This is a genomic window from Christensenella intestinihominis (genome assembly GCF_001678845.1).
In the GTDB taxonomy this organism is placed as follows: domain Bacteria; phylum Bacillota; class Clostridia; order Christensenellales; family Christensenellaceae; genus Christensenella; species Christensenella intestinihominis.
Map to the genome: position 1 here is coordinate 400,741 of NZ_MAIQ01000001.1, position 14,764 is coordinate 415,504.

Genomic DNA, 14,764 nt, shown 5'->3' on the forward strand with positions numbered 1-14,764 from the left:
GCGGCAAATTCCTTACCTAGCCGTCTATTCCCGTCCCGGCGACTTCATAGCCGTGACGGCGCAATGTTTGTATTCCCCGCGCAGCATCCTTTTGGCGGACCAGAAGGTAATCCGTATCATAGGTCGAAATGCAGAAAATACTTATTTTTTCTTCCGCGAGCACGCCGCTGATTCCAGCCAGTATTCCAATCAGCGAAAAGTCCAAAGGGCCCTCCACTTTCATCAGCGCGAAATCACGCTGCACTTCCGCCGCGTTTTCCGGAATGCTTTCCTGCCTGCAAACAAGGGACACTTCTTCCCCGGTCACCGTAACGCTTAAAAATCCCTCCGCCGGGGGCAGGCATTCTCTTTTCAATTTACATACCGCGTAGGTCCCGCTTTTCACTGTTATCTTCATCGCTAAAAATACATACTCTCCACATATTTTTCCATAAAATAGGGGTTGCTCCCAAGCTCTACATGTTTTCCAACGCTGCAAATATGCTTCATGGCATTCTCGCTGCCTTCATCGAACAGCGCCATGACCGCCCCCATTCCAGCCGCGTTTCCGATACTAGTAATTTCCCGGAAGCCGCGGGGCAGCAATCCAATTTCCGCAGCGCTGCGCCGGTCCATATAATTTCCGAATCCACCGGCAAGATAAACCCGCCGGATATCGTGCGCCTGCAATCCGGCTTCCCGCAGGAGGGAAAGCACCCCTGCCGCCATAGCCGCCTTTGCCGTCTGCAATTCGCGGATATCTTTTTGTGTAATAAATATCCTGTCTGTAATCCGGATTACGGGAGCGCCTTCTTTTTCCCCAATGAACCGGCTTTCCGATTCTGCTGCAATACGTCCCGTCTCATCGACCACGCCAATTTTACGCATCCAGGCAATTGCATCAAGAAGGCCTGACCCGCATAGGCCCTGCGCCTCCCCGCCGCCAATCACTTCCAAAGTCAGTTTTCCCTGCAGAACATCAAGATGCTTGACCGCGCCCTTTACCCCGGCCATTCCGCAACTGATGTGCGCGCCTTCAAACGCCGGGCCTGCGGCGGTGGAAGTGCTCAGGACGAAATCCTTATTTCCGACCGCTATTTCGCCGTTTGTCCCAATATCCATCAGCAGGCAGGTCTCATCCGTTTCCGCAAATCCTGCCGCCAAAAGCGCGGAGGTAATGTCCCCGCCCACAAAAGCAGACATACAGGGCGTTAAATAGCACCGGGAGCCCGGCAGATCGATTCCAAGTGCTTCGGCGGATTCATAGTACCCAAACTTTGAAAGAGGCTTAAATGGCAGCACACCCATCGATACGGGCGACAGCCCGGCAAGCAGGTGCAGCATCGTCGTATTCCCCGTGAAAACACATCCGGTAACTTGCTCCCGGCTTACTCCGCTTTCATCCAATGCTTCGCCGACCAGGGAATTCAGTTCTTTTACAATCGCGTCATTCAATTTTTCCAGGCCATCTTTATGATCGGCGCAAAACTGAATGCGCGAAATCACATCAAGCCCCATCGATACCTGGGCATTGAGCCTGCTTTTTACGCAAATACATCTCGCCCCATCCAGTTGGTATAAATACAGCACAACGGTCGTCGTTCCAATATCGGCGGCAATTCCATATCCTGTTTTTCCAGTCCGCAGTTCGGGCTTCCTGCCGCCTGTCAATATTTCCATATCTGCATGACGCGGCGCCGCTGCTTCCGCATTCCGCCGTACGGCCTTGATACAATATTTATGCGGGCATTTCCCAAACAGGCACTCTCCCCCGCATACTGGTTCTTTTTCCATTTTTCTCTCCTGTGCTGTGCGGCTCCATATTTGCAAAGCCGGTATAAAAAAAGGGCTGCCCCGCGACTGACAGCCCATAAAATTTACTGACAGATTTGCAAAGCGATATCGCTTGCGCTGGATGCGTCCGCCGAATAGTAATCCGCCCCGATTTTATTTTTAAACTCTTCGGTTACGGGCGCGCCGCCCACCATAATTTTAACCTTATCCCGTATGCCCTTTTCATTGGCCTTATCGACCACCTCCTGCATGACCGACATGGTCGTCGTCAGCAGGGCGGAACACGCGATGATCTGTGCTCCCTCCTTAATTGCCGTATCCACAAACTTTTCCGCCGATACGTCAACGCCAAGGTCGATTACATCAAGTCCTTTGCTTTCCAGCATAATCTTCACGAGGTTCTTGCCAATATCGTGCAAATCGCCCTTTACCGTTCCAAGAACGACTTTTCCCTTGGATTCCACCTTTTCAGCGGCGAGCGCCGCCGCCAGGGAATCGATTCCCGCCTGCATCGCGCGGGCCGCAATCAGGACCTCCGGCACAAAAACCTGGTTATTCTTAAACTTCTCGCCAACGACAGCCATTCCTACCAGAAGGCCTTCCTGCAGCAAGGTTTGCGCGTTGGTTCCTTTTTCTAGCTCTGCGGCGATTATCTCTTTTACGTTGTTCACTCTTCCCTGCTGAACAAACGTGCTCAAATCTTCATAAACGCTCATCCATAACCTTCCTTCCCGTTTCCTGCCTCTGAGCAATTTCTATTATAAAGTTATACCTTATTACAGCCATAATTACAATCATATTTTTTACGCTATATTTACTTATTATACCACTAATTCCATCATTTCCGGGACCGGATTTTCTAAAAAACCAATGGGAAACAAGCTCGCCGGCAATAAAGTTTATTATTCATTTTCTATTCATATTTCATTCATATGCATTTCATAATTCACTGCTATCATAAATATCAAGAAAAGCAGTTACAACTTTTCATAAATCTTCTTTCTCTAAAAGGCCGCAAGGCCTTTGGCCATCCCGCCGGGAAGGCGTTAAACATATATGATACTTCCGAGAAAAAAATCTGTTGCCAGGCAGCAGATTTTTTTCTGTTGGAAATGATTTAAAATATGCGGGCCTTTCCATTTACTCGTGTATTCCATTTTTATGCGGTAAATCCGGATTAATATGGACAATTATATCCGCAAGTTCCGGATGGAGTCCAAGAAGCTCCTCCTCAATTTTTTTACCGATCTCGTGGCTTCTGATAACCGTCATATCGCGGTCTACGGATATTTTTACAATGAGAATCGATTTTGCACCGACAGGCTTTGTGCTCAGGCTGTCAACATGGTCAACTCCTTCAATTTGCAATACTTCCTCCCGGTATTCCCCAAGGGTTTCTTCATCTACGCCGGCGTCCATCAATACGCGCGCCGATTCCATAACAATCATGATCCCGCTGTAAATGATCCATGCCGAGATTGCGATGCCAATGATCCCGTCCATAAAATGCCAGCCCGCCAAACTCAGAAAGATAGCAATCAACGTACCCGAGGTAACAAATACATCGTTTCGATGATCCTGGGCGTTTGCCTTAATCAGCACGCTTCCATACTTCCGGCTTTTACGAATGCAATAGCAATACAAAATAAATTTTGCAAAAATCGTTGCTCCCGCAACGCCGATCAGCCACCACGAGAATTCAAGCTGCTCTCCCGCCGCAAGCGATCCGATTGAGCCCGACACCGTATAAATTGCCATAGCCACCATAGAAAAGCCAATAATCATCGAGGCAATATATTCCGCTTTTCCATGCCCCCATGCATGATCGGCATCCTTCGGCTTTGCCGCATAGACACTGCCAAGCAGGGTCACCGTAGACGCAAATACGTCTCCCATGCTGTTAAAGCCGTCGGCAATCATCGCCTGGCTGCCCGCTGCATATCCGGCAGTCAATTTCAAAAGCAATAATACGATATTGACCGCAATGCCCAGCATCGCGACCCTTTTTCCGGATAAAAAACGGTCTTCCAATTCCGTAATACCTCTCACAGCTGTTTCAGGTCTTCGTTTTATTCCAGAACAAACACATGTTCCTTTTTATTATAACGCAAAGTGTTAAAAGTTTCATTTTTTATCACATAAAAAAAACCGCTCCGTGTGTTTCCACCGGAACGGTTTTTGCTTTCCGATTAATTTCCGCCGCCGAACAGATTGACGAAAAAGTCTCCGATGCTCTTAAAGAAATCTCCCACGCTTGTGAAGAAATTTTCCACGCCCTGTTTCGCCTGGAACAGGTTCAGGAAGGTATCGGGGTCCAAATTCAGTTCGTTAAACTTCTTGACCAAAGCCAAAATCTGTTGGATTTGATCGTCTGTCAGCGTTACTTCATATTTATCAGCCGTTTCCTTGATCAGTTCGATAATCTGATCATCCGTCATGTTTTTGGTTTCTTTGAGCTTCCCTTTCAGGTCGTTGATAATGTCGATCGACACATCGCCAAGTGCTTCCTGAAGCTCCCCTGTTACCACAAGCTCTTCCGTCGCCGTATCTTTTGCAAGCTCGCTCAAAACCGTGCCGGTCATATCTTCGTATGCTTTATAGATTCCCGTGAGCGCGCCCGTGCCGGAAACCGGTTTATACGCCGTCACTTTTACTTTTGCATCCGTTACGCCTGCCGTAGAAAGCGCGGCCTTGTACATTTTTTCCGTCACATAATTAATGTTGTTTACTTCCAACTCGATCCCGCCGCCGTCGTTGGGTTCAATATAGACGCAGGAAAGCGCTACATTGCCAATTTTTTCATCGGGAACAAGACCTTCCAGATACTGTCTTTCCTCACTGTTCGTAACCTGCAGCTCCGTAACGTCGCCGCGGTTAATTCCAAAATAGTTATAAACATCTGCAATCTGGCTTTCCGTATTGTCGGCACCAATGACAACACGCGCTTCCTGGGATGCCGCAAGGGCTGGCGCGGCAAAGGACACCGCCAATACAAGGGTCAATACAACCGCAATAACCTTCTTAAACATAATAACAACTACCTTTCGTGAGTTAGTATAGCTGAATTATAGCATGGCTTCCTTCAAAATTCAATTTGAGCCCCCTTCTTTTGGGCATTGTTAATAGTTTATTAAGAAAATCCGAACCACCGGCAGATCGTCAACCATTAAAACGAATAAACCGGAAAAGGGACTGTCTCAATATGGAAATGAGCCAGTCCCTCAAAATTCCGAATGATTCAGGCCTTAATTCAGCCGGTTTTCGCCGTCATTACGTTTCATTTGGTTGGCCGCCTCTTTTTACAGAGAAAAACTGCCATAAGGCCTACGCCTGCCGCCACCGCAACGAGAATCCATATCCACAACGGTGCGGCTGTATCACCGGTTTTAGCCGTTCCGGTTCCGGCGGAATCGCCTGCCGATGGAACCGTGCCTTCCTGTGCCGGCAGTACGGTGAAATCCGTTTGCGCGTAGCCGTCTGTAAATTCAATGCGCAGGGTATGCTTCCCCGCCGCAAGCGTCCGCAGGTATTCCGGTTTGAGCGTCACGACGGTGCTACCGCTCTGCGCCGTATAATAGTCCTGCGCGAGCGCGCTGCCGTCCACGGATACGCCTGTGAACTTCTCAAACGGGGCGTCCACCCTTACGGTCAGTCCCATGCCGCCCGCCGGGTCCCACTCGCTGCCGCCGCCTTCCAGCACATGATAAGCATTCTGTTTGACGGTGAGCAGTGCCTCCTCTGAAACCGCGCTGCCCTTCGCGTTTGAAATAACGCAGCGGTAGCGCGTGCCGCTATCCGCAAGCGCAAGCACGGGTGTGGTATAGCTTTCCCCGGTTGCGCCGGGAATATCCGTGAAGCCGTCGCCGCGGTTTTCCTGCCACTGGTAGCTTATGGACAGGCCCGACTTCGCCTGCACACCGAATGACGCGGTATCTCCCACGAGCGCTTCCTGGTCCTGAGGCTGTGCCGTAATGACGGGCGCATCCGGCACCTTTCCGTCCGACCCGTCGAACACACGCACGTCATAGCGGGCAAAGCCGTTCGGGTTGCCCTTGCCGCCCTTACCCGGTGCGGTATAGGAATCCCCGCCGTCGCCGCCGATCAAAAGTCCCCGTCCGTTTGCCTCCAGGGCCGCCACGCTGACATCCAGTGCATTTCCGCCGTTGCCGCCCGTGTTCCAGCCGTCTCCTCCGCGGCCGCCGCCCGCGGTGCCCCCGGCCATAACGACCGATTGTACGCCGGAAAGCGCGCTTCCGCCATCGCCGCCCGCCGCATTCGGGTCATCTGTCCCGGCGCCGCCTAAGACCAGCGCCCTACTGTACAAAGTGACCTTCTGCATGGATGAAATCCCGGTTCCTCCCGGCGCGCCGTCCCCGCCGAAGACCTTTGCCGATCTTACAGACACGCTGCCGCCCGGGCCTTCGACGCCCGCCTGCCCGGCGCTTCCGTAGATCGCGGCATTATCCTGGACGAAAAGGTTTCCTGAAACCCGCACGCCCGGTGCGCCGCTTCCGCCCATGTAGGTTCCGCCGCCGACCATTGCAAGGGCGTTGCTTTCGCACTGCATTGCGGGCGCACCTTCGCCACCCATGATCCTGCCCGCGCCCGAAGCGGTCACATTGGCTATTTTCCCTTCAAACGCCACGGCGGGTTCTTTTGGCGGGCCGGAAAGCGTATATTCGCCCAATTCAAGCGTCAGCCCGCTCACATTGACGATGAGGCTCCCCGAAAGCGCCGCATTCCCGGTGAGCGTGACGACCTGCGCGCCCTTGTTGCCAGAAAGCTCTGCGTAGGCGCCCAGCGCTGCCGCAAGCTCCGCTTCCGTCACTTCGCCGTCTTCGTTTGCGTCCAGCTTGCCGCCCGGCACGCGCTCCAGAATCGCCGCCGTGACCGAAAAGTCACAGCCGTCGATACCGGCCTGCCCCACTGTAACGCGATTCGTTCCGTTCACCTGAACGCTGTAACCGGGTTTTATAACCGATACGGCGTATTCGCCCGGCGCAAGCCGCACCGTGTAACTGCCGTCCTGCGCGAGTACTGCCGTCGTGACCGCGAACGCGTCAAATTGATTCGTGAACGCGAGGGTAGCCCCCGCCATGGAAAGCCCGTTTGTTTCCGTGACCTTGCCCGCCACCTCATAGGTGATGAGCGTCGCTTCCACGCTGATATTCTTTTCCCGCGGCGCGTCCCGTGCCACAAGCACCACGTCATTGCCGGTGAGCGTCACGTCGTAGCCCGCCTTCTGGACGCTGATGCGGTAAAGCCCCGTAGGCAGCGTTACGCTGTAGCTGCCGCCCAATACGCCCGCCGTGAATTTCTCCCCGGTGAGGGCCCCCGTCAGCGTGACGGTCGCGCCGTCCATGGAGATGCCGCTTTGCTCCGTCACCATGCCGGAAACGGTTCCCTCGATGCGCGTGACCGCTGCCGTAATATCATTTTGCACGGAATCCGCATTCACCGTAACCGTTCCACCGGCGGAGACTGCGTCAACCGTATGCCCCGGCCATACCAGCGAGACCGTATAGGTCCCGTCCAGCGCCTCGATGCCGTAGGTCCCGTCACGTCTGACCGTTCCGGTAAAGGTCTTTTCTCCTTGGATAACGCTCGTGCCGGAAAGCGTCACCGTCGCGCCGATCATGGCCGTGCCGTTATCGTCCTTTACCGTGCCGTATACCAGCCCGCTGCTGAGCGATGCGCTAACCTCGATATTGTTTGTAATATCTCCATTTTCCATCGCGACCGTCCCGCCCTGCGTTGCGTCGCACCTGTACCCCGGCTTTGCGACTGTGACCGTATACGTCCCTTCCGGCACCGGTCCGCTGATCGTGTAATTGCCGAGCGCGACCGTCCCGGTAAAGGTCTTTTCCCCTTCGGCGACGCTCATGCCTTTCAGCGTCACCGTCGCGCCCTCCATGGAAACGGGCGGCGTGTTCGTATCCGTCACGCTGCCGCTGATTGTGCCCTCGTTGCGCACCGCGCTCACCGTGATATTGTTCGTTTTTGTGCCGGCGGCGACCGCGACCGTGCCGCCGGAATTTACCGTAACGGTATAGCCCGGCTTTTCCGCCGTGACCGTATAGGAGCCTTCCAGCGCTTTCACACTATAGTTTCCATCCGCGTCGGTCACGGCGCTAAAGGTCCGCACCTTTCCGTCCACCGTGCTGTTTCCGCTCAAAGCGACCGTACCGCCGGAAAGCGGCGTACCGCCGCCGTCCTTCACAGTGCCGCTGACCGTGCCGGTATTGAGCGATACGGAAATTTCGATATCGTTTGTGATATCGCCGTCCGCAACGCTCACCATGCCGCCCCCGGTCACCATGACCGTAAGGCCGCTCTTTTCAAGCGTGACCCCGTAGGTCCCTTCCAGCACATCCCCGACCTGATAGCCGCCGTCCGTCACCGTACCCGTGAACGTCTTTTCCTGCCCGTCCGCGACGCTCGTGCCTTTGAGGGTTACTGCCGCCCCTTCCGCGAGGGCCGCGCCCATTCCCGTCACGCTGCCGCTGACCGTGCCCTTGTTTTGCGCTGCCTGCACTTCAATATTCCTGGTCTCATCGGCGGAAACATCGAACGAACCGCCACCGGAGCTTATGCCGACGGCATATCCCGGCTTCGTGACCGCGGCGGTATAGTTCCCTTCCAGCACCTTGATACTGTAGCTGCCTCCCGCGCCCACAGTGCCCGAAAACGTCCTCTGTTTGCCGTCCGCCGCGCTTGTGCCGGAAAGCGTCACCGTTGCGCCCTCCATAGAAACTTGGGAAGCGTCCGTGTCCGTCACGCTGCCCGAAACCGTCCAGATATCAATCGAAGCGCTGATTTCGATATCGTTCGTTACATTGCCGTTCGTCACGACGACCGTGCCGCCATCCTCGACCGCGGACGTGAATCCGCTCTTGTTGAGCGTGACCTCATAGTTTCCTTCCGGCACGTCCTCGACCTTATAGCCGCCGTCCGCCACCGTGCACGTGAACGTCTTTTCCTGCCCGTCCGCCACGCTTGTGCCGGTGAGCGTCACCTCCGCGCCGTTCATGAGTTTTGCGCCCGCGCCCGTTACGCTGCCCGAAACCGTTCCCTTGTTCCGCACCGCCGTCACGGAAATATCCGCTGTGACGTCTTTCGCCCCATCTCCGTCGATCACCGAGACCGGGCTGCCGGAATTTACCGTAATCGTATAGCCCGGCTTTTCTACCATAATCGTATAGCCGTTCTTCTTCTCCTGATCCCGCGGCACCATTACGCTGTATTCTCCGTTCGCACCGATCGTCCCTCTGAAGGTCCTGTAAAACCCAAAGCTCATGCCGGTGAGCGTTACCGTCTCGCCCTCCAGGGAAACCCCGTTCGTGTCCGTTACCGTACCCGAAACCGTCCCTTTGGCATACGAAGAGTTGGCCTCGATATCCACGGTTACGTCGCTGTCCGTCACGCTGATCGTGCCGTCATACGGAACCATCACCACGATGTCAAGGCCGATCTCTGCGACTGTGATGTGATACGTCCCTTCCGGCACGTCCTCCACCGTGTAGTTATATTCATGGCTCTTCTTTATACCATCTTCTCCAAATACAGGCGTAAACGCAGCGTTAAACGTATGCTGCCGCCCGTCCGCCACGCTCGTGCCGGTGAGCGTCATCGTCACATCGTCCGTGATTCTTGCGCCGTTGTCTTTCAGCAGGCCTCTCACCGTCCCCTTGTTCAGCGCGGCGGAAACCGTGATATTGTTCGTTTTGGGGCCGGAGGTGACCGTGACCGAGCCGCTGCCCGTCACCGAGACGGTGTAGCCCGGCTTCTCCACCGCGGCCTCATACGTTCCTTCCAGCGCCCGTACGCTGTAGTTTCCGTTTTCGTCGGCTACGGCGCTGAAGGTTCGCATCTTCCCGTCCGCCGTGCTGTTTCCGCTCAAAGTGACCGTTACGCCGGGAAGACCGTTCCCGCCTCCGTCTTTCACCGTGCCGCTCACCGTTCCGATGTTGAGCGACGCCTCCACCGCGATATGATTCGTCACATCGTCCGTCCCTACCGTGACCGCGTCGCCGGAATCCACGAAAACAGTGTAGCCGCCCTTTGCGACGGACGCCGTATAGTCTCCCGCAGGCGCGTCAATGCGATACCTGCCGTCCGCCACCGCCGCGGTAAAGGTCTTTTCTTCACCCGAGACCGTCCGCCCTTTGAGCGTCACAGTTGCGCCGTCCATATCGTGCCCGTTCCCGTCCGTCACGCTGCCGCTGACGACGCCCCCGTCCGCCTGCACATTGACCACAAGGTTGTTCTCCACATCGGAGGACCCGATTGCAACCGGACTTCCTTCGGTCACCTCTATCGTATATCCGGGTTTTTCTATCGTGACGGCGTATTCCCCGGCCATTAGGCTAACGTCGTCGTATGCTCCGTTCTTTATGACCGCGGCGCAGGACCTTTCCTGATCATCGTAATCGCACTTTCCCTTGAAGGTGATAAGCGCGCCTTCCAGGAGGTCCGCGCCCGTGCCCGTCACGGTCCCGTGGGCCGAGCCTACGTCGAGCGAGGTCTCCACTTTGATATCGTGCGTGACCGCGCCGGAGGTGACGGACAGCTTTCCGCCATCCGTCACGTGGATCGTGCAGCCCGGCTTCTTCTCGATCTTGACCGTATAGGTCCCCTCGGGGACCGTTGCCGTATAGGCTCCGTTGCTGTCCACCGAGCCTCCAAATGATGTGTAGTATCCGTAGGACGGGGGCGTTCCGTAAAACGTCACCATCGCGCCTTTCATGTCGTAACCGGCTTTGTCCGTCACCGTACCGCTGACCGTTGCTTTGTTGCGCGTGACCGTCACCTGGATGTGGGAGTCCCCGTGGCCGCCCGTAATGTTGGTCGTTTGGTAGCGTGGGTCGTCGATGGTGACGGTATAGCCCGGTTTTGTGACGGATACGTCGTATTTCCCGTACAGCACGAACAGGTGGAATTTCCCGTCCGCGTCCGTCTGTGTGCTGTAGGTCATTTCCCCCTGCACCGTATCCATGGAATGCAGCGTAACGGTCGCGCCCGCAAGGAAGTTCCCGTTCTGATCCTTCAACGTGCCGTCCATGGAGCCTTTGCACGGGGACGTCTTTGCCGCAATGTCCAGCTCGAGGGAACCGCTCCCCTTCGGGACCGCCAGGTCTGTGGGCGTGAGGTCGAAGTAATAGCGTTCCGCGTTGAGGTAAAAGCCGTATTCGATGCCCTGGTACAGCACGATGGAATACCTCCCGAACGCGTCCGTCTGCGTTTCAAGCGGAATGTCGTCCCCGTCCGCGCCCAAAAGGCGGGTTTCGCTGGATGCGTGAAAGCTCAGCGGCGTGTTTGCGACCGGCGCGCCTGTTGCGCTGTCTTTTACTGTGCCCGAAACCGTGCACGGCACCGCCAGGAACGCTTCACGCGTCGCCGCGTCCTGCTGCTTTTGCCACAGGAATATTGTGCTGTCCGGGTTGTCCGCCCCGAAATAGTCTTTGGGGTCGCTGCCGCCGTAATCCGCGTACCCGGACGTTATGATCCCGTCGTGGAGGGGTGCCGTCAGAACGCCGACGTCCGCGCTGGAATCGAGGTCGCCTGCCATCGTGATGGTTTGGCCCTCCGGCAGGTACACGTTCCCGTAATTACTGCTGTTTACATTGCCTTGTATGACGGGCGCCCCCGAAACCTTGAGCGCCGCGCCCGTGCCGGCGTAGACGCCCGCTCCCCGGGCGTCTATGGTCCCGACGTTGTTTTCCGTAACCTGGCCGCCCGTAAGGAGCAACGTGCCGCCGTTTGCGTAAATTCCGCCGCCGTCCCCGTATGCCCCGTTGCCGGAAACCGTGCCACCCGCGAGCGTAAGGGAACCGCTTTGGACGTAAACGCCGCCGCCATTTATCGCGCCGACGATGCCGTCCGCCTGGTTATCCGCAATTTCCCCGCCATACACCGCGAGAGCGCCGCCGTCCACGTAGGCCCCGCCCCCTTGTCCGGGAATATTAAGGGTGGTATCGCCCGCCCTGTTGCCCGCGATGCTGCCGCCGTAGAGGTTGAAATTTCCCTTCACATACGCACCGCCGCCATGCTGCGCCCACGCGCCCGCAAGGCTACCGCCGTACTGGTTAAAGGTACTGCTTTCATCCACATAAACCGCGCCGCCGTTGTTCCCGGCATCCGCGCTGAGCACCCGGCCGTCGCCCTTCACCCTGCCCACGCTTCCGCAGTCGCACAGGTTTACCTGTGCGCCGTTTTGCGTACGGATCACCGGGACGACCGCTGTATGGGACGAATTTTGATAGCCGAGCGTGTACCCGTTGAGGCACAAATTGAGCACCGTGCCGCCGCCCGAAACGACGAGCGTGTCCGTCACCGTTTTGTCGCCTGTGAGGTATACGTTATGTACCTTGCCGTCGCTGACAGCAGGCCCGATCCCGGCGTCGTCCCACGGCACAAACGTGACGTCCTCCGTGTGCGCCGCGCCCGCGTGCGTGCATTTCGTCTCCCCGCAAACCTTGTGGACGTGGGCGGGCAGGCCCTGCCCCAGATAGACCTCGCCCGCAGTAAAGTTAAGCGCCTGTTCGCCCGCGTTGCTAAAAAAGCATTTCACCTCTGCGGCCGTGTTGCCCGCCGCGCCAAACCCGGAGGTAATTGTGCGTGCGTCATTCGTTTTCTGGAAGAGCCCTATTTTCGTCTTGGCCGGGTCAAGCTTTGCCCGTATGCCGACCGCCATATCGCCGTCCAGGTACACATCGTCGTCCAGCGTTTTCGCGTTTTTGATCTCCAGCTTATTGCCGCTGATGCTCGCCGCCGGGCCGCACAGGTTGAATTCGCCCCCGTCTATAAACACGGCGCCGCCCCGTTCATAGCGGCTATTGCCGCTCGTGCCGATGCAGGTGTTGCCGGTGATCGTCCCCGCGTACAGGTTGAACACACCGCTTGTAGGACGGTACTGACTGCCGCTCCTGACCTCTACGCCGCCGCCGAACTTGCCCGTGTTGCCGGAAATCGTGCCGCCCTTCATGTTGAACGTCCCGCCGTTATCCACCTGTACGCCGCCGCCGCAGGCGAGCTCGTAATCCTTGTCGCCGGAGTTGCCGGAAATCGTGCCGCCGTGCATCGTGAATAGGCCGCCGCTGTCCACATGCACCCCCGTCCCTGTGTTATTCGTGACAGAGCCGCCGTAAAGATCGAAGGTTCCGTTCTCCACATATACGCCGCCGCCATATTGGTCGCCGTAGTTTTCCGAGACGGCGCCGCCGTACATTTTGAAGGAGCCGTTTTCCACATATACGCCCCCGCCGGACCTGTCGGCACGGCCGCCGCTGATCGTGCCGCCGTAAAGCTCGAGGTTGCCGCCGTTCACATAGATGTTGCCGCCGTAAAAATTGAAGTCGCTTCCGCGCCCGCCGGTGATCTCCCCGCCGCCCTGGCAGTCGCAGATGCGCAACGTGCCGTGCTCGAGGAGGATGACCGAATCGTATGTGTCGTGCTGGTGCGCGACAGTGAGCTTATGGCCGTTAAGGCACAGCGTCGTTTCTTTTCCGCCGGTAATATCGAAATTCGAGGGCAGCACGTAGTCGGCGGAGAGGTAGTAATTGTGGCCGCCCACGGGTTTGTTTGTGTGGTTGAGGTCTTCCCAGCCGGTCACGTTCTGGTGCACGCCGCCATGCGGACACGGGTTTTCCCCGCAACTTGGGTGCGCCGGGTGCGGCTCGCCCGGTATCCGCGCAAGGTAAGCGTCGCCGTCCTTCATGCTGATCTGGAAAGCCGGGTTGTCCGAAAAGAAGAATACGGAGGGGTCTTCGATGTTGTGGCCGCCGTATCCGGTGGTGATCCTGACGTCCTGTTTGTCCACGGCCCCGCTGTCGCTGTACGAGACGCCCACGCGCGTGCCCGGGTAGAGCTTATCCGGTATTTTGATGACGGCGCCCGGAGAGAGTTCCACGTTTGATTTATAGCTGGAGATGTCGTTCGTGTAATTGCCGTCGATCACGCCGCCGTACAGGTTGATCCTGCCGTCGGTGACTTCAACGGCGCACCGCCCATAATTGCCCGTGATGGCGCCGCCGTACATGTTGAACGTACCGATGAGCCTGATCGGCGGCGTACTGTCGCTGCGTTCGAGCGTGCCGCCGTACATGTTGAGCGTGCCGGTGTCGTATACGGTGAAATCGTTGTCGTTGAAATTCACCAGCGAGCCGGTCCCCTTGCAGTCGCAGAGGGTGAGCGTGCCGCCGTCTTCTATGGCGAAGCCCTCCGTGTACCGCGTGGCGGTCTGCGGGCTTTCGATCAGGGTATTCCCGTCAAGGCAAAGGGTGACCGTTACGCCCCTCGGGATGACGCTCCGCTTGTTGCCCAGGTTGGTATCCTTGGGCACGTATACGTTGGCGTCGTGCGGAAAGACGAATGCGCCCGTGCTTTTGTCCCTGTAATTCTCGATGGATTCAAACTCTATGGTGTCTCCATGCTGCGCGCCCGTATGCAAGCACGCCTCGCCTGAAGCCGCGCCGCACAGCTTGTGGCGGTGCGGCGCCGTGTCGCCGGGGTCTGTGTCGTCCGGGTCAATGTACATGGGGGAAATACCGCCGTTTGCCCCATTCGGTTCCGGGGACGCCGAAACGTCCGGGGAAGGACTTTCGTTTTCAGCTGCTGACGGGGTTGCATCGGGGGACGGAGAAGGGCTGGCGTTCCCATCTGTCGACGGGGTCGCACCGGGTTCTTCCGATGGGCTCGTACTTGGCGCTGCCGACGGGCTCGCGCCGGGCGTCGCCGCTCCGCTTTCTTCCGTTCCCTCCGGCGTCTTTGCGCCGGCCTGTTCCGTTTCCGTGGGCGTTGTTTCCGCCTGCGCGAAGGCCGCGGGCGCAAGCGTCAAAAGCATTGTTATGACGACTAAAAATGCCACCAACCGTTTTGTGCGTTTCATAAAGTTTTCCTCCCGGACGTTACGTTATTTTCTCGTTATCATCAGTTCATCGTCAAAATGACAGAAAATTTGAATTTTTCACCATCATTATATATGAGTCAGGCT

6 protein-coding genes are annotated in these 14,764 nt (G+C 56.7%); all 6 read right to left on the reverse strand.

What is annotated here, in order from left to right; all coding sequences use genetic code 11:
• Positions 1-16: 16 nt before the first annotated feature.
• Entirely contained in the window at positions 17-397 is a 381-nt protein-coding gene (locus tag BBD38_RS01965) for an ACT domain-containing protein (protein WP_066683905.1), read from the reverse strand.
• A 2-nt stretch (positions 398-399) separates the two neighbouring features.
• Positions 400-1,773 (reverse strand): ASKHA domain-containing protein, encoded by a 1,374-nt coding sequence (locus tag BBD38_RS01970; RefSeq protein WP_066683907.1) that lies wholly within the window; start codon positions 1,771-1,773, stop codon positions 400-402.
• An 83-nt stretch (positions 1,774-1,856) separates the two neighbouring features.
• Positions 1,857-2,489 (reverse strand): corrinoid protein, encoded by a 633-nt coding sequence (locus BBD38_RS01975; RefSeq protein WP_066683909.1) that lies wholly within the window; start codon positions 2,487-2,489, stop codon positions 1,857-1,859.
• A gap of 424 nt (positions 2,490-2,913) precedes the next feature.
• The gene (locus BBD38_RS01980; protein ID WP_172807733.1) at positions 2,914-3,822 is read right to left on the reverse strand and encodes a cation diffusion facilitator family transporter; all 909 of its coding nucleotides are present in this window, start codon (positions 3,820-3,822) and stop codon (positions 2,914-2,916) included.
• A gap of 140 nt (positions 3,823-3,962) precedes the next feature.
• Positions 3,963-4,802 (reverse strand): DUF1002 domain-containing protein, encoded by an 840-nt coding sequence (locus BBD38_RS01985; RefSeq protein ID WP_066683911.1) that lies wholly within the window; start codon positions 4,800-4,802, stop codon positions 3,963-3,965.
• Between the two features lie 248 nt (positions 4,803-5,050).
• A complete protein-coding gene (locus tag BBD38_RS01990) occupies positions 5,051-14,659 on the reverse strand; it encodes a carboxypeptidase regulatory-like domain-containing protein (protein WP_066683913.1) in 9,609 nt (3,202 codons plus the stop codon).
• Positions 14,660-14,764 lie beyond the last annotated feature (105 nt).